Source organism: Streptomyces lushanensis (assembly GCF_001700515.1).
Taxonomy (GTDB): Bacteria; Actinomycetota; Actinomycetes; order Streptomycetales; family Streptomycetaceae; genus Streptomyces; species Streptomyces lushanensis.
The window spans coordinates 1-18,477 of record NZ_MAUD01000011.1 but is presented as its reverse complement, the minus strand read 5'-3'; the positions used below and the strand labels follow the sequence as shown (position 1 = coordinate 18,477).

Here is an 18,477-nt window from a genome sequence, read left to right as displayed (position 1 = left end):
CCCGCCGTCGGCGCCGACGGCAGGCCGGCCGCCGCCGCCACGCCCTCGTCGACCGGTTACGGATACGGCCCCGAGGACCCCTCGGCCCCGGCCGAGAATCTGATCGCGGTCTTCAGCAGTTCGACCCGTAAGGGCCGCTGGCGCATCGGCCGCAGGACCAATGCCTTCGCGCTCTTCGGCAATGTCGAGATCGATCTGACCGAGGCGCTCTTCGGGCAGCGCGTCACGGTGATCAACGCGACGTCCATTTTCGGCAATGTCGAGATCCGCGTCCCCGAGAACATCTCGCTGCGTGGCGGCGGCACGGGCGTCTTCGGCAATTTCGAAGTCCTCACACTGGAGGCCACCGACGCGGACGCGCCGGCCGTCGTCGTGAACGGATACTCGGTGTTCGGCAATGTCGAGGCCAAGCCCAAGCGCGGCAAGAGGGTCGCGGACCTCCGCGACCGGTTCCGCAAGCACCTGGGTCACTGAACCCGGTTCAGCGCTCCCGCGTGGTTCCGGTGAGTGTTCCTTTCCGGTTCTTTCCGGCCAAAGCCGTGCGGTGGTGATGGAGTGTCCGCAATTCCGTACGGCCTTCACGGACTCCGAACCCGGTGCCACGCAGTGCTTAGGAGCGCGCACAGCGGGTAGGGAAAGCTGCATCGTCTCTCGCTCGCGAAGCCGTCGTCAGGAGTAGACCGTGCTGCAACTGCCACATCAGCCCCTGCAGGTCGCCGCCGTGCCCTCCCAGCGGAGTCCCGCTCGGGAGGATCAGGCCGGCCCCTGGCATTCGGAGGCGGTGTGCCGCCGTGACGAAGCCGCATTGTTCTTCGCGCCGTCGAAGGAGCCGACAGCCGCGAGGCTGGCGCGGGAGGAGGCCGCGAAGCGGGTCTGCGCCCGCTGTCCGGTCATGGTGGACTGCCGGGAGCACGCGCTGCTCCAGCCCGAGCCGTACGGAGTATGGGGCGGGCTGACGGCGGCCGAGCGCCGGGTGGTGCTGGCGCGCCGCAGGCGCCGCGAGGTGGAGCTGAGAAAGGCCGCCGCGGCGGGCGAGCGGATCGCCGCCGCGGGCTGACCGGCCGGCTGCCGCCGCTCGCGCCGCCCGGTCGGCCGCCGGGCTTCGGCCGCCGCCCCGTCGGTTCGCACACGGATCGTGGAGACGGGCGGATCATGGATACGGAAAGGGCGCCCCGCCGCACAACGGGGCGCCCTCTCCCTGTCCGTGTCGTCCTGTCCATGACGTCCGGCTCGTCCGCACCGGACGGCGTCCTATCGGGCGCGGTCGAAGTCGATCGTGCTGTAGGCCCGGAGCTTCGACAGCCGGTGGGTGGAGTCGATCTGCCGGATCGTGCCGGACTTGGAGCGCATGACCAGTGACTGCGTCGTCGCGGTCTCCGAGCGGTAGCGCACTCCGCGCAGCAGCTCGCCGTCGGTGATACCGGTGGCGACGAAGAACACGTTGTCGCCGCTGACCAGATCGTCGGTGGACAGGACGCGATCGAGATCGTGCCCGGCGTCGACCGCGCGCCGCCGCTCCGCCTCGTCCTTGGGCCAGAGCTTGCCCTGGATGATGCCGCCGAGGCACTTTATGGCGCAGGCCGAGATGATGCCCTCGGGCGTGCCGCCCACGCCCATCAGCAGATCGACGCCGGTGCCCTCGCGCGCGGCCATGATCGAACCGGCGACGTCGCCGTCCGAGATGAACTTGATCCGGGCGCCCGTCTCCCGGATCTCCTTGACGATCCCCTCATGACGGGGACGGTCGAGGATCACGACCGTGACGTCCTCGGGCGAGGAGCGCTTGGCCTTGGCGACCCGGCGGATGTTGACGGCGACGGGCGCGTCGATGTCCACGAAGTCGGCGGCCTCGGGCCCCGTCACCAGTTTGTCCATGTAGAAGACCGCGGACGGGTCGAACATGGCGCCGCGGTCGGCGGCGGCCAGCACGGCGATGGCGTTGGGCATGCCCTTGGCGTTGAGGGTGGTGCCGTCGATGGGATCCACCGCGATGTCGACCTCGGCGCCGGTGCCGTCACCGACGTGCTCGCCGTTGTAGAGCATCGGGGCTTCGTCCTTCTCGCCCTCGCCGATGACGACCACGCCGTTCATCGACACCGTGGAGACGAGCGTGCGCATGGCGTTCACCGCGGCGCCGTCGGCGCCGTTCTTGTCGCCACGCCCGACCCAGCGGCCGGCCGCCATGGCGGCGGCCTCCGTGACCCGGACCAGTTCCAGGGCGAGGTTGCGGTCGGGTGCTTCGGGAGCCACCTCAAGAGGGGGCGGAAGGTGATGCTCGGTCATCGGAACGCACCTTTCTGTACGGCGACGGCCGGAAAAGAGGGTGATACGACTCTATCCGTAGGCCGACAGAATGAGCAGAGGGGCCCACGGATGAGCGGGAAGCCCTGATGCGACGATGGTGCGGTGGCAGGTATGCGAGGCAGACAGACGGTGCGGGACATGTTCCTGTCGATGGCGGTCATCGGGGTCGTCGTCGCGGGGATCTACGTGTTCATTCCGCACGACGACACACCGGTCCCGGTCAAGGCGGTCGACTACCGCGTCGAACTGCTGACCGCGCGCCGGGCCGCGCCCTATCCGGTCCTGGCGCCGACGGGTCTCACCGGGCGGTGGAAGCCGACATCGGTCTCGTACCGGGCCGAGGACGGCGACGCGTGGCATCTCGGCTATCTGGCGCCGGACGGCGAGTATGTCGCCGTCGAGCAGTCCACGGCGCCCGCGCGGAACTATGTGCCCGAGGTGAGCCAGGAGGCGGCCGACACCGGCAGGACGGAGCAGGTGGCGGGCGAGGCGTGGCAGCGCTGGGAAGGGCCCAAGTACGACGCCCTGGTCCGCACCGAGGGGAACGCGACGACGGTGGTGACGGGCACGGCCTCGTACGAGCGGCTGGCGGAGATGGCCGCCGCGCTGAAGCCCGGGGCGCGCCAGTCCTGACGCGCCCGCTACGCGCCCGCTCCGGTCGTACGCCCGGCTGAGCCGTGGCCGTACGCCCGGCCTTTCTGAGCCGTGGCCGTAGGCCCGGTCCCCCTGAGCCGTAGGCCGTACGTCCGGTCCGCCTGATCCGTGTGCCGGGTCTGTCTGATCCGTACGGCGAAGGCCGCCGCCCTCCGCGGGCGGCGGCCTTGTGCGGGTGTCAGACGCCCGAACTTTGAACCGAGCCTCGCGGCGACCCTCTTCACAGCCGCCCGTGCCGCGGCTACTCCCCGTCCCGTGTCTCCTCCGCCGTCCCGGCCCTCTCCTCGGCCAAGGACGCGTCCAGCCGCGCCCGCGCGCCCTCCAGCCAGCGGCGGCAGACCTTCGCCAGTTCCTCGCCGCGCTCCCACAGGGCCAGCGAGTCCTCCAGGGACGTACCGCCCGCCTCCAGCCGGCGTACGACCTCGATCAGCTCGTCCCGTGCCTGCTCGTATCCGAGCACGGCGGCTTCGTCCGTCCTGGCCATGTCATCCACCCTCTGCCACCCTCTGTACGCGCGCCTGCGCGCGATCCGACAACCCGGCGCGGCTCACTCCGCGACCCGTACCGTGAATTCGCCCTCCGCCACCCGGGCCCTCAGCTCCTCGGCCTCCGTGACCTCGCGCGGGGACCGTACGACCGTTCCGTCGGGGCGTTGCAGCACCGCGTATCCGCGCTCCAGCGTCGCCGCGGGCGACAGCGCGACCACCCGTGCCAGGGTGTGCGACAGCTCCGAGTCCGCGCGGTCCAGCAGATGCCGCAGCACCCGTCTGCTCCGGTCGGCCAGCGCGGCCACCTCGGCCGCGCGCTCGTCCACCATCCGGTGGGGCCGCTCCATCACCGGCCGGGCCAGCGCGTGGGCGAGCCCGCGCTCCTCGCGGTCCAGCAGCCCCCGGACCGTCCGCAGCGCCCGGTCCCGCAGCGCCTGCACCCGGTCCAGCTCCTCCCCGACGTCCGGCACGATCTTCTTCGCCGCGTCCGTCGGCGTCGAGGCCCGGAGATCCGCCACCAGATCCAGCAGCGGCGCGTCCGGCTCGTGCCCGATCGCGGAGACCACGGGCGTCCGGCACGCGGCCACCGCCCGTACCAACTGCTCGTCCGAGAAGGGCAGCAGATCCTCGACGCTGCCGCCGCCGCGCGCCACGACGATCACATCCACCTCGGGCAGCGCGTCCAGCTCCTTCACCGCCTGGATGACCTGCGCCACCGCGTTGACGCCCTGCACCGCCGTGTTGCGCACCTCGAAACGGACCGCCGGCCACCGCCGCCGCGCGTTCTCCAGGACGTCCCGCTCGGCCGCCGACGCCCGCCCGCAGACCAGCCCGATCAACTGCGGGAGGAAAGGCAGCGGTTTCTTGCGGTCCGCGGCGAACAGCCCTTCCGCGGCCAGGGACTTCCTCAACTGCTCCAGCCGCACGAGCAGTTCACCGATCCCGACCGGGCGTATCTCCGTGGCCCGCAGCGAGAGCTGGCCACGCGGCGCGTACCACTCCGGCTTCGCCTGCACCACGACCCGCGCGCCCTCGGAGACCACGTCCGCGATCGCGTCGAACACCTGCCGGTAGCAGGTGACGCTCACCGAGATGTCGTACGACGGGTCGCGCAGCGTCAGAAAGACGACGCCCGCACCGGGCCGGCGCGAGAGCTGGGTGATCTGTCCCTCGACCCAGACCGCGCCGAGCCGGTCGATCCACCCGCCGATGAGCCGGGACACCTCGCTGACCGGCAGCGGAGCGTCCGCGGACGTATGCAGAGCCATACCGAGGAGCGTATCCGCCGCCTACGACATCACTCCCGAAACGGCCCACCGCTCGGGCTCACGCGCCGCCGGGCCGGTCTTCCGTCCCCCCGCCGCTCGATCGTCCGCCGCCGGCCGCTGGACCGTCACCCGCCCGTCCGCCGCAGGTTTGTGCCCGGTCACGTACACCGATGCCGACGCTGACGCCGACACCTCACCCGACTCCGACTCCAACTCCGGCTCCGTCCGCGGATCCCGGTCACGTACGCCCGGCGTCAGCCGGACGGGCGACCCTCCGTGCCTTCCGCACGGCCTTACGATGGGAGGCATGACTGCCACGTCCCGCCCGTCGCCCGCCGCCGCCCCCAGTGGAGACGCCGTGCGCCGCGCCGGCAAACGCGTCCTGCTCGCCGCTCCCCGCGGCTACTGCGCGGGTGTCGACCGCGCCGTGATCGCCGTGGAGAAGGCGCTCGAACAGTACGGGGCGCCGATCTACGTCCGTCACGAGATCGTCCACAACAAGTACGTCGTCAAGACCCTGGAGAAGAAGGGCGCGATCTTCGTCGACGAGACGGCGGAGGTTCCCGAGGGATCGATCGTCATGTTCTCGGCGCACGGTGTCGCGCCCGTCGTCCACGAGGAGGCGGCCGAGCGCCGGCTCGCCACCATCGACGCGACCTGCCCCCTGGTGACCAAGGTGCACAAGGAGGCCGTCCGGTTCGCGAGCGAGGACTACGACATCCTGCTGATCGGTCACGACGGCCATGAAGAGGTCATCGGTACCTCGGGCGAGGCGCCGGACCACATCACGCTGGTGGACGGTCCCGGCGATGTCGCGAACGTCGAGGTGCGCGACGAGTCGAAGGTCGTCTGGCTCTCCCAGACCACGCTCTCGGTGGACGAGACGATGGAGACGGTCGACGCGCTGAAGCAGAAGTTCCCGCTGCTCGTCTCACCGCCGAGCGACGACATCTGCTATGCCACGCAGAACCGTCAGATCGCGGTCAAGCAGATGGGCGCCGACGCGGATCTGGTCATCGTCGTCGGCTCCAAGAACTCCTCCAACTCGGTACGGCTGGTCGAGGTCGCCCTCGGCGCGGGCGCGGGCGCCTCCCATCTGGTGGACGGCGCCGACGAGATCGACGAGGCATGGCTGGAGGGCGTCTCCACGGTCGGTCTCACCTCGGGCGCGTCCGTACCGGAGGTCCTGGTCGAGGGCGTTCTGGAGTGGCTCTCGCAGCGCGGCTTCGAGGATGTCGAGATCGTCAAGGCGGCGGAGGAGTCGATCACGTTCTCGCTGCCCAAGGAGCTCCGCCGTGATCTGCGCGCGGAGGCCGCGGCCCTCGTGGAGAAGTGAGAGCACGGCGGGGGGAGTGAGCACGACGGAGGGACGAGCACGCCGGGGGAGCCGGAACGCCGGGGAGTGAGCACGCCGGCGGGAGTGTCGCGGGAACGTGGCGGGGTTCGTCAGCAGGCGCTCGCGGGCCGTACTCCCGGAAGTCGCTGTCAGCGTCTGGCCGTAACGTTGTGTCCATGAACGTCTTCGGAGTGGACATCGGTGGCTCGGGCATCAAGGGTGCGCCCGTGGACCTGGATCGCGGCGATCTCGCCGAGCCGCGGCACAAAGTACTGACCCCGCACCCGGCGACACCGGAGAGCGTCGCCGACGGCGTGGTGGAGGTCGTGCGGCATTTCGGCTGGTCGGGCCCGGTCGGTATCACCTTTCCCGGTGTGGTCACGGGCTCCGTGATCCGCACCGCCGCCAATGTCGACAAATCATGGATCGATACGGACGCCGGACAGCTCCTCGGCGACAAGCTGAATCTGCGGACCACCGTTCTGAACGACGCGGACGCGGCGGGCGTCGCGGAGATGTCCTTCGGCGCGGGGCGCGGCCGTAAGGGCGTGGTCTTTCTGCTGACCTTCGGCACGGGCATCGGCAGCGCGCTGTTCATCGACGGCAAGCTGGTGCCCAACACCGAGCTGGGCCATCTGGAGCTGCACGGCCATGAGGCGGAGAAGCGCGCGTCGTCGAAGGCCAAGGAGGACGCGGAGCTGAGCTGGCACCACTGGGCGCACCGGGTGCAGAAGTATCTGGAGCATCTGGAGATGCTGTTCTCGCCGGAGCTGTTCATCATCGGCGGCGGGGTGAGCCGTAAGTCCGAGAAGTTCCTGCCGCTGATCGAGGGGATCAGGGCCGAGATCATTCCGGCGGAGCTCCAGAACAACGCGGGGATCGTGGGCGCGGCGATGGTGGCGGCGGACAGGAGCTAACCGCGCCGTACGGCCCGGTAGGCGGTGGCGCCGTTGGGCGGTGTGGTCCGGGCCGGTCTGACCTTGGACCCGGCCCGGAGGGCGGCGGCGTCCCGGGCGCGCTGCCGCCGTCCCATCTGCCGCACCTTCCGCACGGACGCGATGAGCCCGGCGACGAGCGTGCCGCCGTACAGCCATCCCGCGTGTACGGCCAGCGCCGTGATCAGCGCCAAGGTGTGGCCGCCGAGACCGCCGGAGCCGCCGGCGATGGGAACGCTGCCGACCGCGAAGGCGATCGGCACGCTGATGGGAGCCGTCACCAGGTCGGCGGTGCGGACCCAGAGCGCGGTCACCGCGCTGACCGGCAGGAACAGCACGCCGTACACCAGAGGCGCGCTGTCGAGGAGCAGCCGGTCCAGAAAGGCCACACACAGCATCGCGGCGGAGGCGAAGAGTCCGGCGCCGAGCCCGGTGAACCGGGGATTGGGCAGTCTGCGCGGTTTCCGCAGCCTGCCGAGCCGCTCCAGCGTGCCGGGCCTCTTCAGCGTGCCGGGCCTCCCCGCCTCGGCGGAGGGCCTGCCCGCTCTGCTCGGTCCGCCCTGCTTGTCGGACTTCCGTGGGCGCAGCGCGGCGGACGGTGACATCCGGCGGCGGGTCGTCGACCCGGGCAGCCGGTACACGCTCGCGGATCCCGTTACGGCACCCTGCGGGGAGGGCGGGTTCTGCGGCCGTTGCCGGCGCCGGGCCTGACGTGTCCTGTGCTGCTCCACCGCTACAACGTAGGTGGCACACGGTGAGGAATCAGGCGATGGACACGCCCTTTGGGTGACCTTGGCGTTGAGTTCGAGATCACGGGGCGCGTCGGGTGGCGCCCCGAACCCGTCATCGACCGCCGCGGCCCGCCCGTAAACTGGGGGATCGGTCCCCGGACCGTAAGCAGGCCATCAAGCGGATCCCGGCCCCGGCCGGTCCTCCCTCAGCCAGTCCTCACTCCAGGAAGTCGCCAACGTGTCGCTCACGATCGGAATCGTCGGCCTGCCGAATGTCGGCAAGTCGACCCTGTTCAACGCCCTGACCAAGAACGACGTGCTGGCGGCCAACTACCCGTTCGCCACCATCGAGCCCAACGTCGGCGTGGTCGGCGTGCCGGACCCGCGGCTGAACCAGCTCGCGGAGATCTTCGGTTCCCAGCGGATCCTTCCCGCCACGGTCGACTTCGTCGACATCGCCGGTATCGTGCGCGGCGCCTCCGAGGGCGAGGGCCTGGGCAACAAGTTCCTGGCGAACATCCGTGAGTCGGACGCCATCTGCCAGGTGATCCGGGCCTTCAAGGACGAGAACGTCGTCCATGTCGACGGCAAGGTCTCGCCCAAGGACGACATCGAGACGATCAACACCGAGCTGATCCTCGCCGACCTCCAGACGATCGAGAAGGTCCTCCCGCGCCTCCAGCGCGAGTCGCGGATCAAGAAGGAGGTGCTGGGCCAGGTCAAGGCGATCGAGGAGGCCCAGGCCATCCTGGAGACCGGTGAGACCCTCTTCTCCGCGGGCATCGTCCAGGGCACGGAGAAGGCGGAGCCGCTGCGCGAACTGCATCTGCTCACCACCAAGCCCTTCCTCTACGTCTTCAACGTCGACGAGGAGGAGCTGACGGACGACTCCTTCCAGGACGATCAGCGCGCCCTGGTCGCCCCGGCGGAGGCGATCTTCCTCAACGCCAAGCTGGAGTCCGACCTCGCGGAACTGGACGACGCGGAGGCCCTCGAACTCCTCCAGTCCGTGGGCCAGCAGGAACCGGGCCTCGCCACCCTGGCCCACGTCGGCTTCCGCACCCTGGGCCTCCAGACCTACCTCACGGCAGGCCCCAAGGAGTCCCGCGCCTGGACGATCAAGAAGGGCGCCACGGCCCCGGAAGCGGCCGGCGTGATCCACACCGACTTCCAGAAGGGCTTCATCAAGGCCGAGGTGATCTCCTTCGCCGACCTGGTGACCACCGGCTCGGTGGCCGAAGCCCGCTCCGCCGGCAAGGCCCGCATGGAGGGCAAGGACTACGTGATGCAGGACGGCGACGTGGTCGAGTTCCGCTTCAACGTCTGAGCGGATGAGATGACACCACGTCGCCGACGTGGCAGACATCCAGGTCAGATGGGGTCGACTCCTTCGGGGGTCGGCCCCTTCGTCCATCCCGTGCCGGCTCGGTGCTGGATTTTCTGACGCTCAGTCACCCTCGCTCAACCCTACCGGTGGGATCGGTGTGACCTGATCGTTGTCTGCTCTCCTGGCCTCCGGCGGCGTACTGCCCAACTGGCCGCAGCTGTCAAGCCGACAGCGATCAGGGTTGCAGGTAGCTGAGTGAGCAGGCCCTCGATGAGCAGTCGCTGCAGAGCCATGTCGCTTCTTCTCGCTCGATGTTGACTCATCGAGAGTGACCCGCTGTGCGGGGGGTTCGACAGTTCTGGACACCGCTGGACAACATCGGACGTGGCTGGACAGGATCAGACGCGTGTTACGCGGAGTGGGCGAGGTTGGCGCCGGAGCAGTCGGGATCAGGTGTCGTAAACGGTGGAGCGATGCCCGACGTGGACGACCCACACCACGAGCTCTCCGTTGTCGATCGTGTAGACGACCCGGTAGTCGCCGACTCGCAGGCGACGGCGTTCCGGCTGGGACACGAGTGCGGTGCTGTTGAAGCCGAGTGGATCGCCCTCCAGCTCGGTCAGCTTGGCCAGGATGCGCAGCGCCGTCTCGCGCGGGATCTTCCGAAGTTCGGCCTGTGCCTCGGGGCGGAAGACGGTTCGGTACTCACTCACCGCGTGCCAGCGTCTCCCTCATGATGTCCTCGATCGGGATGCCGGGTGCGGGATTGGCCATGCGCTCGTCGATGATCCGGTTGATCTCGCGTTCTTCCCACTCCTGGTACTTGCGCAGCACCTCGATGGAAACGACGGCGGCGACTTCCTTGCCGCGGCGCGTAATCACGGTGGGTACGTCGTCGCGGTCGGCGCGCTCCACGACCTCCGCCAAGTGCGCGCGCACGTCGCGGATGGACTCTATGGGCAGCGGCTGTGTCATGCGCTCAAGAGTACCGAGTGTCCCATGTGTACACAACGCGTCGCCGTGGTGGGCGGACGGGTCTTCTCGCGGTCGCGCGTGCTGGATGTGCTGGACGAACGTGCGCCGTGCTGGATCGGTGCTGACTTTTGGGCGCCTCGCAGTGGTCGCTCCAGTCGCTCGGGTAAGCGTGTGAATGCGGAATGTTACTTTCACTGGTCACCGAGCTCGCGGCCGAGGTCGGCGTGACCCCCACCGCTGTCCTGCGGGAGGTTGACCGGTTGGCTGGTGGTGGCAATCCTGACTGATTGGCGAGTGGGGCGCAGTCGCCTTGTCAAGGCCCGTACCGACACTCCGCTCTACCGTCCGCTGAGCGAGCTCATGTCCGTCTCCTTCGGCCCCGTGCCCGTGCTCACTGATGCGCTGGCTGGACTCGAAGGCGTGGAGCGGGCCTACATCTAGGGCTCGTGGGCCACCCGGTCCAACGGTGAGCCGGGGCTGCCGCCTGCTGATGCGGACGTCCTCGTTGTAGGTGCCCCCGATGCCGACGCGCTCTTCGACCTTGCCGAGGAGGCGTCACGGCGCCCTCATCGCGGCACCGCCGGGCGCCATCGGGCCACAGTCCTGCACTGCGACGGCGACTTCGACATGATTGCCTCGGTGAGCGGGCTGCGAGCCGAGTGGGTCGTGCAGCCCGGCACCACCGACTGGGCCGGGAAAGCGCATGGGATGCCGGGTGGGGAGTTTCGTGGTGGTGGCGTGCTCTTGCGGGGATCATCGGGGCATGCCCGAAATCGTTGACGCGCCAGTCATTCTGAGTAACGAGCCCGGATCCTTCTCGTGGGGTGTGCTGAGCGAGCGGCATCCGGCGCTCATCAGGAGAGTGCGGGAGGCCTTTCCGTACGGTCCCGGGCAGCACCGGGCGCTCGATGTTCTGCTCGGCGAGTGCGCGGAGGGCGTGATCGAGCCGCTGGGGTCCGGGGCGCGCGACCGGGAGCTGTGGGCCCGATGGGACCGGGGGCATGTCGGCGGGTCGTGGTTCGACGCGCCGTTCCTGTGGGCGGAGAGCTACTTCTACCGCAGGCTCCTCGACGCCGTCGGGTACTTCGGGCCCGGCCCGTGGCAGGGCATCGATCCGTTCCGTCCGTTCAAGCTGGCCGAACTGCGTACCGGAGAGGCGGAAGCCGAGCTGGCGGCGCTGGACCTGCTCGCCACGCGGCCCGTCGACGAGCAGGGCCGCGCGCTGCTCCAGGGCTCCCTGTGGGGCAATCGCGCGGACCTCGGGTTTCATCTGCTCGCCGGCGGTGGGGCGGCGGGCGGCGGCGCCGGTGCCGGTGGTCCTCTTGTCGCCGACGACTCCGAGACGCTGTGGTCGCTGCTGCCCGCCGGAGGCCCGAACACGGTATGTGTCGTCGCGGACAACGCCGGACGCGAACTCGTCCCCGATCTGCTCCTGATCGACCACCTGCTGCGGTACGGGCACGCCGAACACGTCGTCCTGCACGTCAAGCCCCACCCGTACTTCGTCTCCGACGCCACCACCGCCGATGTGATCGACTGCCTGCGCCATATGAGGCGGGCCGACGGCGTTGCCGGAGCGGCCGGCGGCCGGCTCTGGGAGGCGACGGGACGCGGTCGGCTCGTCGTACGGGCGCACGCCTTCTCCTGCGCGCCCCTGCCGTACGCGGACATGCCCGACGATCTGCGGCAGGACTTCGCGGAGGCCACCGTGACCATCATGAAGGGCGACCTGAACTACCGGCGTCTGGTGGGCGATCGCCTCTGGCCCGCCACCACACCGTTCGCCGAGCGCACGGCGTACTTCCCGGGCCCTGTGGCGGCTCTGCGCACACTGAAGTCCGAGGTGATCGTCGGACTGGACGAGCGGACGGAGGCCGCGCTCGTCGCCGCGCACGACCGGCGATGGCGTACCGGCGGCACCCACGCGCTGATCCAGGTCCGCCGCTGATGCCGTGCGGGCGCCGTACGGGCGCCGTACGGACGGACCGAGCGCCTGGTCAGGCCGCGGGCGCCGGCCCGGTCTTCGCGCCCGCGCCGCAGAGCGGTACGACGGCGGAACGGCCGGTCCAGCCGCCCACCGCCGCCCAGCAGGCGACGCCCGTCGACTCCACGAAGAGGCCCCGGGCGGCCAGATCGAGCTGCGCGGCGCGGAGCTGGTCCTCCGTCACGGTGAGGAAGGTGCCGCCGGACTCCCTCACGGCGCGCAGGATCTGGCGGGCGCGCGGCGGACGGGGGATGGCGATGCCCTCGGCGAGAGTGGTGGGCGCGGGAGCCGCCCCGGCCATCACGGGAGCCGCCCCGGCCGTCGCGTGACCGGGCCCGGCCGTCGCGGTCCCGGCACCGGGAGCGTTTTCGCCGCCCGGGCCGGGGCCGGTCACCGGCGCGCCCGGCAGATCGTCGGCGCCCGCGTGGAAGGCCGCCGCCAGCGGTGAGACCGCCTCGGCCTGGACGGCGATCAGCGCGGGCCGTTCGTCGATGAGTCCGTGCCCGTACAGCTCCGCGACGGCGAGCGCGGCGCCGAGCAGCAGGGTCCCGTTGCCGACCGGTACGACGACCGCCTCGGGAAGGCGTCCTCCGAGGTCCTCCCACAGCTCGTAGACATAGGTCTTCGTCCCGTGCAGGAAGTACGGGTTGTGGACATGGCTCGCGTAGAACGTGCCCGGTTCGTCGGCGGCGGCGCGGGCGGCCAGTGCGGTGGCCTCGCGGTCGCCTGGGACGCGGACCAGACGCGCGCCGTGCGCCCGGATCTGCTCGGTCTTCTTCGGCGAGGTCCCCTCCGGCACATACACCGTGCAGGGCAGTCCGGCACGCGCGCAGTACGCCGCGACGGCCGTGCCCGCGTTGCCGCTGCTGTCCGCGACGACACGCTCGGGACCGAGCCGCCGTGCCAGCTCGGCGAGCATCACCGCGCCACGGTCCTTGAAGGAGAGCGTGGGCATCAGGAAGTCGAGCTTGGCGGAGACGGACGGAGTCAGCGCCACGAGCGGGGTACGGCCCTCGCCGAGGCTGGTGACGGGCGCGGAGAGCGGCAGCGCCTCCTCGTAGCGCCAGAGCGAATTGACGCGCCGGGGCAGGGAACCCAGAGCCACCGGCGAGGTGTCGACGGCGAGATCCCACGGCCCCCGGCAGACCGGACAGCACCAGGTGAGCGAATCGACGGGCGAGCGCGTGCCGTCGACCGGGCAGAGGTACGTCGGGTGGGTCGTCGTCATGTCCCTCAGCATCGCAGTCGCCCGGGCCGGGCCCGGTGGCCGGCCTTCGGCAAACCTCAAGTCATCACTTCGGGTGAAACTCTGGCCCATGCTTGCGGCCAACAACCGACGGTTGCCAGGCTGTTGCTGTCTGTCAACCTGATGGGAGTGCCCGTGGCCTTCGGTGAGCAGCCCGCCTATCTGCGCGTTGCGAGCGATCTCCGTAAGAAGATCGTCAATGGCGTGCTGCCGCCGCACACCCGATTGCCCTCGCAGGCCCGTATCCGCGAGGAGTACGGCGTCTCGGACACGGTCGCGCTGGAGGCGCGCAAGGTGCTGATGGCGGAAGGGCTGGTCGAGGGGCGCTCCGGGTCGGGCACATATGTACGGGAGCGGCCCGTCCCGCGCCGGATCTCCCGCTCCGGGCACCGCCCGCCGTCCGGCTCCAGTCCGTTCCGCCAGGAGCAGGCGGAGACCGGCGCGCGGGGCACCTGGGAGTCCAGGAGCGAGCAGGAGCAGGCCGGGGTCGAGATCGCGCTCCGTCTCGGCATCCAGCCGGGCGAGCCGGTGATGCGTACGCGCTATGTCTTCCGGGACGGCGGCGAGCCGATGATGCTCTCCACCTCGTGGGAGCCGCTGTCGCTCACGGGGCGTACGCCGGTGATGCTGCCCGAGGAGGGACCGCTGGGCGGGCGCGGGGTGGTCGAGCGGATGGCGGCCATCGACCTCGTCGTGGACAACGTGCTGGAGCAGATCGGCGCACGGCCGGGGCTCGCGGAGGAGCTGCTGGCGCTCGGCGGTGTGCCCGGCCATGTGGTGATGGTGCTGGAGCGGACCTACTACGCGTCGGGGCGTGCGGTGGAGACGGCGGATGTGGTCGTCCCCGCCGACCGCTTCCGCATCGCGTACCACCTCTCCGTCAAGTAGGCGGTCACCGACCGCTGTTGTCGGGCCCGGGTTCGTCCCGACGCGCCTGTCGGATGGTCGTGACGGAGAGTCAACTTCCCTTCTGTTGGGCCCTGATGTGTCTACTGCATACCGAAGTGCCGTAGCGTGTGCGCCGGGTCCGGGCAACGGCGTACGCCGGAGCGTGCCCTGCTTTTCAGCGCTTTGTTGGCCGGATGCGTATCTCTTTGTGAAATCGCGTATCCGCTGAGTGAAGGTCAGGCGTAGGCTCAGGCATATGCGGAGTGCGGTTTCCTGGGAGTTTTCAGAGACATGCAGGCCGGTGGCAGGAGGAGCTCGATGAACGACGGCGTGGTCGCGCTCCCGTGGCTGGTGATACGGGAGGACGGCAACGGCAACCGCTATCGCGTCGGCAGGTACGCCACCGAGGACGAAGCGAAGAAGGTGGCGGACACTCTCGACGGCTCGGGGCACAAGCAGCTCTACTGGGTCGAGCGCGTCGGCCAGACCGCTCACTAGATCCTGTCCCCGCTCGTCGGTGTTCGCGTTACGCTCCGGCGCATGAGTGATCGTGTCGTGGTGGCGGGTGCCGTGTGCCATCGGGGCCGGCTGCTGGCCGCCCGCCGCAGCGCGCCGCCCGAGCTGGCCGGACGCTGGGAGCTGCCCGGCGGCAAGCTGGAGCCGGGCGAAGGGCCCGAGCAGGCGCTCGTGCGCGAGCTGCGCGAAGAACTCGGCGTGGAGACGCGGCCGATGGAGCGCATCCCCGGTGAGTGGACGCTGAAGCCCGGCCATGTGCTCCAGGTGTGGACGGCTCGGCTGCTCTCCGGTGAGCCGCGTCCCCTGGAGGACCACGACGAGCTGCGCTGGCTCGGCCCTGACGAGATCCATACGGTGGACTGGCTCGACCAGGACCGTCCGGCCGTGACCGAGGCCGCCCGCCGCCTCCGCGCCGCCTCGTCCGACGCCTCCGACGCCGTGGCCGAGCCTCCTTTCCACGAGGACGGACCCTAGGACCGGGGGCGTCTACTCCGTTTGTCCCACCGTGGATCCGGCGGGGCGATAGCCGTTCCGGATATCGGGTATGAGCTGATTGATCCCTCCGCAAGGGACACGGCCCCTGTCGTCGGTCTTGGGAAGTGATCGGCTTGATCGACACGGAGGACGGCGCGGAGGCCGAGTGGACCTTCCCCGCCGAGCCCGATTCCGTCCATGCCGCCCGCCATGCCGTACGCGACACGCTCCGCACCTGGAAGGTGCTCCCCGCTGTCTGTGATGTGGCGATTCTGCTGGTCAGCGAGCTGGTGACCAACTCCCTGCGCTATGCCTCCGGACCGATCGGGGTACGTCTCGCCCTTCGCGCCGGGGCGTCCGCGGCCCGGGAGCGGGCCGCGCTCCTGGTGGAGGTCTCCGATCCCCTCCCGGACCCTCCGACCGAGCGGCCCGCCGGCCCCGACGACGAGGGAGGCCGCGGAATACAGCTCGTGGCCTGTTCCGCCGGGCGCTGGGGCACCCGACGGGGGAAGACGGGCAAGACCGTGTGGTTCGAGCTGCCTCTGCCTGGTTAGGAGTGTGAAGGAACAACGATCACCTCGACGCGGCTCAAAAAGAACGAGACCGTGCTGTGATCGTGAACGGCGTGTCGGCCGGGGCCGTAGTGCTGAATACTGCGGGCATGGCCGGTCCGGTGCGTGAGCTGGAGGGGACGGTCGCGTGAGCGAGATATCTGGGACGACGGGCGACGTCGTATGGCAGAGCAGTCCGCCCGGCTCGATATACGACTACATCAGAGTCGCTTCCTTCTCGATCGGCCCGGACGGGCTGGTCGACCAGTGGAGCGAGCGTGCCGCCGAGCTGTTCGGTGTCGGTGCGCACCAGGTCAGGGGCAAGGACCCGGTCGAGGTCTTCATGCCCGCCGACCTGCGCCACCGCGGCCATCGCCGGGTCAGGGAGATCCTCGACGGCAAGGAGTGGACCGGCCTGGTCCCGTTCAGGACCGACGGTGAGCACGGCGGCCACGGGGAGCACGGGCTCGCCGAGATCTATGTGATGCCGAGCGAGACGGAGAGTGGCGAACGCGGCGCTCTCTGTATAGTCGTCGATGTCCGGGCGCTACGCCGGATCGAAACCGATCTCGCCTCCTCGCAGGCTATTTTCGGCCAATCTCCCTTCGGCTTCCTGCTGTTCGGCACCGATCTCAAGGTGCAGCGCGCCAACGAGCGGTTCGCCACCGTCTTCGGCGGCAAGGCGGGCGACCACCGCGGGCGCACCGTGCACGACTATCTCTCCCGTCCCGAGGCGGAGCGGATGACCGCCGCCCTTCAACGGGTCCTGAAGACCGGGGAGTCCGTCACCGATCTTCAGATCGTCGGCACCCAGCCCGGCGGCAAGGAGCGCCGGCACTGGTCGGTCAACCTCTACCGTGTGCACAGCGGATCGGGCCGCCCCGTCGGTGTCGCCGGAGTGGGCACCGACGTCACCCGGCGTCATATCGCCGCCCGCGAGGCCGCCAGCGCGCGACGCAATCTCGCCCTGCTCAACGAGGCCAGCGCCCGGATAGGCAACTCCCTCGATCTGGAGACCACCGCCCGCGAACTGCTCGATGTCGCCGTCCCCGGCTTCTGCGACCAGGCCGCCGTCGATCTCTACCAGAGCCTGCTCACCGGCGAGGAGGCACCGCCGGGACGGTGGGGCTCCTCCGGCAACGACTCCGGTGGCGGCAGCGCCCGGCTGCGCCGGGTCGCCTTCGCGAGCGCCGTCTCCGACGCGCCGCTGACCGGCCCCGGCGGCGCGGGCGAGGAGGGCTATGTGCCGCCGCAGGTGGGCGCCGTACACCGGTTCCCGTTCAGCTCGCTCAGCGCGAACGCCCTGCGGACCGCCCGGGTGCAGTCCATCCCCGGCGACACGGGCAGTCTGGTCCAGTCCACGCTGGCCGTCCCGATGGTCGCCCATGACACGGTCATCGGACTCGCCCAGTTCTCCCGGACCAAGGGCAGCGAACCGTTCGGCGAACGGGACCGGGCGCTCGCCGTCGAACTCGCCGCGCGCGCCGCGGTCTGTATCGACAACGCCCGCCTCTACCGCCGGGAGCACGAGCGCGCGCTGATACTCCAGCGCAGTCTGCTCCCGCCGGGCGACCCGGAGGCCGCCGGGCTGGACATCGCCTGCCGCTATCTGCCGGGCAACACCGCCACCGAGGTGGGCGGCGACTGGTTCGACGTCATCGAACTGCCCGGCCACCGCACCGCGTTGGTCGTGGGCGATGTCATGGGACGCGGTCTGCGGGCCGCCGTGGCCATGGGGGAACTGCGTACCGCCGTACGCACGCTGGCCCTGCTCGACCTGGAGCCCGCGGAAGTGCTCTCGGCGCTCGACGAGATCGCCCGCGGCCTCGGCACCCCCAGCGGTGCCCAGCAGGCCTCGCGGGTCGCCCACAAGACACGGGACGCCGATCTCTCCGAGGTCTATCTCGCCACCTGTGTGTACGCGGTCTACGACCCGGTCACCCGGCGCTGCACCTTCGCCAACGCGGGCCATCTCCCGCCCGTGCTGGTCGAGCCGGGCGAGGCGGCGCTGATGCTCGACGTGCCGCCCGGGATGCCGCTCGGCGTGGGCGGCGAACCCTTCGAGCAGGTCGAGGTCGACCTGGAGGAGGGCGCGCTGCTGGCGCTGTACACGGACGGCCTCGTCGAGTCCAGGGACCAGCCGCTGGACGAGGGGCTGAGCGCCTTCCGCGCCGCTCTCACCAACCCGGGCCGCCCGCTGGAGGACGTCTGCGACCACGTTCTCGGTACGCTCGACACCCGGCACGGCGAGGACGACATCGCGCTGCTGATGGCCCGTATCCAGGGGCTGCCCGCCGACGCGGTCGGTGACTGGCGGCTGCCGCGCGAGCCGCGCTCCGTCGGCCGGGCCCGGGAGCTGGCCCGCGCGCAGCTGCTGGCCTGGGACCTCGAACCGCTCGTGGACACCGTCGAACTGCTCGTCAGCGAACTGGTCACCAACGCCATGCGCTACGGCGAGGGCGAGATCAGGCTGCGGCTGCTCCGCGACCGTACGCTCGTCTGCGAGGTGTGGGACGCCGGGCTGGTCCAGCCCCGGCGGCGACGGGCCCGTGACACCGACGAGGGCGGCCGGGGACTGCAACTGGTCGGCCTGCTGAGCGCCGCCTGGGGCTCGCGCCGGACTCCGCGCGGAAAGACGGTCTGGTTCGAACTCGCCCTGCCCGACGGCGACTCGACGGCGGAACCGACCGTCGAGCAGCTCCTGAGCATGTTCTGACGGCCAGTCAGCCCGCGCGGCGGCCACGGCCGCAGCCGGAACCCGCGCCGGAGCCGGTCCGCCCCGCGCGGGCTGACTGGCCGT

The 18,477-nt window shown here is 70.4% G+C and carries 20 protein-coding genes; 13 read left to right on the top strand and 7 right to left on the bottom strand.

From position 1 onward, the window contains the following. Together BFF77_RS00820 and BFF77_RS00815 are read left to right on the top strand one after the other, a co-directional pair. On the top strand, positions 1–474 hold a 474-nt coding region (locus BFF77_RS00820; protein ID WP_066942706.1), incomplete at its 5' end, for a LiaF domain-containing protein. A gap of 208 nt (positions 475–682) precedes the next feature. Further along, on the top strand, positions 683–1,057 hold the full coding sequence (locus tag BFF77_RS00815; protein WP_066942704.1) for a WhiB family transcriptional regulator: 375 nt from the start codon (positions 683–685) through the stop codon (positions 1,055–1,057). A 194-nt stretch (positions 1,058–1,251) separates the two neighbouring features. Here the strand turns inward: BFF77_RS00815 and glpX are convergent, their stop codons facing one another. After that, a complete protein-coding gene (gene glpX, locus BFF77_RS00810) occupies positions 1,252–2,283 on the bottom strand; it encodes a class II fructose-bisphosphatase (protein ID WP_066942701.1) in 1,032 nt (343 codons plus the stop codon). A 132-nt stretch (positions 2,284–2,415) separates the two neighbouring features. Between glpX and BFF77_RS00805 the strand changes: the two genes are divergently transcribed. Next, positions 2,416–2,937, top strand: coding sequence for a DUF4245 domain-containing protein (locus BFF77_RS00805; protein ID WP_211280122.1), 522 nt, complete (start codon positions 2,416–2,418; stop codon positions 2,935–2,937). A 262-nt stretch (positions 2,938–3,199) separates the two neighbouring features. On the opposite strand, the gene BFF77_RS00800 is transcribed toward BFF77_RS00805, so the two are convergent. Next, positions 3,200–3,442, bottom strand: a complete 243-nt coding sequence (locus tag BFF77_RS00800; protein WP_066942698.1) for an exodeoxyribonuclease VII small subunit — start codon at positions 3,440–3,442, stop codon at positions 3,200–3,202. Between the two features lie 63 nt (positions 3,443–3,505). After that, positions 3,506–4,714: an exodeoxyribonuclease VII large subunit gene (gene xseA / locus BFF77_RS00795; RefSeq protein ID WP_066942696.1), complete on the bottom strand. Its 1,209-nt coding sequence runs from the start codon at positions 4,712–4,714 to the stop codon at positions 3,506–3,508. Between the two features lie 307 nt (positions 4,715–5,021). On the opposite strand from xseA, the gene BFF77_RS00790 reads away from it, so the two are divergent. Beyond that, entirely contained in the window at positions 5,022–6,050 is a 1,029-nt protein-coding gene (locus BFF77_RS00790; RefSeq protein WP_079124695.1) for a 4-hydroxy-3-methylbut-2-enyl diphosphate reductase, read from the top strand. A gap of 176 nt (positions 6,051–6,226) precedes the next feature. Further along, positions 6,227–6,967, top strand: coding sequence for a polyphosphate--glucose phosphotransferase (gene ppgK / locus BFF77_RS00785; protein WP_066942692.1), 741 nt, complete (start codon positions 6,227–6,229; stop codon positions 6,965–6,967). On the opposite strand, the gene BFF77_RS00780 is transcribed toward ppgK, so the two are convergent. Beyond that, positions 6,964–7,590, bottom strand: a complete 627-nt coding sequence (locus tag BFF77_RS00780) for a DUF6542 domain-containing protein (protein WP_079124694.1) — start codon at positions 7,588–7,590, stop codon at positions 6,964–6,966. The genes ppgK and BFF77_RS00780 overlap by 4 nt on opposite strands. Before the next feature lie 364 nt (positions 7,591–7,954). On the opposite strand from BFF77_RS00780, the gene ychF reads away from it, so the two are divergent. Beyond that, positions 7,955–9,043: a redox-regulated ATPase YchF gene (gene ychF / locus BFF77_RS00775; RefSeq protein WP_066942691.1), complete on the top strand. Its 1,089-nt coding sequence runs from the start codon at positions 7,955–7,957 to the stop codon at positions 9,041–9,043. Positions 9,044–9,492: 449 nt separating this feature from the next. Here the strand turns inward: ychF and BFF77_RS00770 are convergent, their stop codons facing one another. Together BFF77_RS00770 and BFF77_RS00765 are read right to left on the bottom strand one after the other, a co-directional pair. Then, entirely contained in the window at positions 9,493–9,756 is a 264-nt protein-coding gene (locus BFF77_RS00770; protein ID WP_066942689.1) for a type II toxin-antitoxin system RelE family toxin, read from the bottom strand. Further along, a complete protein-coding gene (locus BFF77_RS00765) occupies positions 9,749–10,018 on the bottom strand; it encodes a type II toxin-antitoxin system Phd/YefM family antitoxin (protein ID WP_019434848.1) in 270 nt (89 codons plus the stop codon). Before BFF77_RS00765 ends, BFF77_RS00770 begins: the two co-directional genes overlap by 8 nt. Before the next feature lie 294 nt (positions 10,019–10,312). Here BFF77_RS00765 and BFF77_RS36125 point away from each other — a divergent pair, with 294 nt between their 5' ends. Further along, positions 10,313–10,459, top strand: coding sequence for a hypothetical protein (locus tag BFF77_RS36125; protein WP_211280121.1), 147 nt, complete (start codon positions 10,313–10,315; stop codon positions 10,457–10,459). Between the two features lie 322 nt (positions 10,460–10,781). Next, entirely contained in the window at positions 10,782–11,966 is a 1,185-nt protein-coding gene (locus BFF77_RS00755; protein ID WP_066942687.1) for a damage-control phosphatase ARMT1 family protein, read from the top strand. Positions 11,967–12,015: 49 nt separating this feature from the next. Here BFF77_RS00755 and BFF77_RS00750 read toward each other — a convergent pair whose 3' ends face one another. Next, positions 12,016–13,230, bottom strand: coding sequence for a threonine synthase (locus BFF77_RS00750; protein WP_066942710.1), 1,215 nt, complete (start codon positions 13,228–13,230; stop codon positions 12,016–12,018). A gap of 153 nt (positions 13,231–13,383) precedes the next feature. On the opposite strand from BFF77_RS00750, the gene BFF77_RS00745 reads away from it, so the two are divergent. From BFF77_RS00745 to BFF77_RS00725, 5 genes are all read left to right on the top strand, one after another. After that, positions 13,384–14,136, top strand: coding sequence for a GntR family transcriptional regulator (locus BFF77_RS00745; protein ID WP_066942708.1), 753 nt, complete (start codon positions 13,384–13,386; stop codon positions 14,134–14,136). A 318-nt stretch (positions 14,137–14,454) separates the two neighbouring features. Next, entirely contained in the window at positions 14,455–14,634 is a 180-nt protein-coding gene (locus BFF77_RS00740; protein WP_066942685.1) for an SPOR domain-containing protein, read from the top strand. A 42-nt stretch (positions 14,635–14,676) separates the two neighbouring features. Beyond that, the gene (locus tag BFF77_RS00735) at positions 14,677–15,126 is read left to right on the top strand and encodes a (deoxy)nucleoside triphosphate pyrophosphohydrolase (RefSeq protein WP_066942683.1); all 450 of its coding nucleotides are present in this window, start codon (positions 14,677–14,679) and stop codon (positions 15,124–15,126) included. Positions 15,127–15,251: 125 nt separating this feature from the next. After that, complete coding sequence (locus tag BFF77_RS00730; protein WP_066942681.1) at positions 15,252–15,680, top strand: ATP-binding protein; 429 nt, start codon at positions 15,252–15,254, stop codon at positions 15,678–15,680. Between the two features lie 145 nt (positions 15,681–15,825). Beyond that, positions 15,826–18,393, top strand: coding sequence for a SpoIIE family protein phosphatase (locus BFF77_RS00725; RefSeq protein ID WP_066942679.1), 2,568 nt, complete (start codon positions 15,826–15,828; stop codon positions 18,391–18,393). The last annotated feature ends 84 nt before the right edge of the window (positions 18,394–18,477 follow it).

Coding starts and splice junctions, on each gene's coding strand:
- glpX (WP_066942701.1), bottom strand. CDS start 2,283: ATGACCGAGCATCACCTTCCGCCCCCTCTTGAGGTGGCTCCCGAAGCA.
- BFF77_RS00805 (WP_211280122.1), top strand. CDS start 2,416: ATGCGAGGCAGACAGACGGTGCGGGACATGTTCCTGTCGATGGCGGTC.
- BFF77_RS00800 (WP_066942698.1), bottom strand. CDS start 3,442: ATGGCCAGGACGGACGAAGCCGCCGTGCTCGGATACGAGCAGGCACGG.
- xseA (WP_066942696.1), bottom strand. CDS start 4,714: ATGGCTCTGCATACGTCCGCGGACGCTCCGCTGCCGGTCAGCGAGGTG.
- BFF77_RS00790 (WP_079124695.1), top strand. CDS start 5,022: ATGACTGCCACGTCCCGCCCGTCGCCCGCCGCCGCCCCCAGTGGAGAC.
- ppgK (WP_066942692.1), top strand. CDS start 6,227: ATGAACGTCTTCGGAGTGGACATCGGTGGCTCGGGCATCAAGGGTGCG.
- BFF77_RS00780 (WP_079124694.1), bottom strand. CDS start 7,590: ATGTCACCGTCCGCCGCGCTGCGCCCACGGAAGTCCGACAAGCAGGGC.
- BFF77_RS00765 (WP_019434848.1), bottom strand. CDS start 10,018: ATGACACAGCCGCTGCCCATAGAGTCCATCCGCGACGTGCGCGCGCAC.
- BFF77_RS00755 (WP_066942687.1), top strand. CDS start 10,782: ATGCCCGAAATCGTTGACGCGCCAGTCATTCTGAGTAACGAGCCCGGA.
- BFF77_RS00750 (WP_066942710.1), bottom strand. CDS start 13,230: ATGACGACGACCCACCCGACGTACCTCTGCCCGGTCGACGGCACGCGC.
- BFF77_RS00740 (WP_066942685.1), top strand. CDS start 14,455: ATGAACGACGGCGTGGTCGCGCTCCCGTGGCTGGTGATACGGGAGGAC.
- BFF77_RS00735 (WP_066942683.1), top strand. CDS start 14,677: ATGAGTGATCGTGTCGTGGTGGCGGGTGCCGTGTGCCATCGGGGCCGG.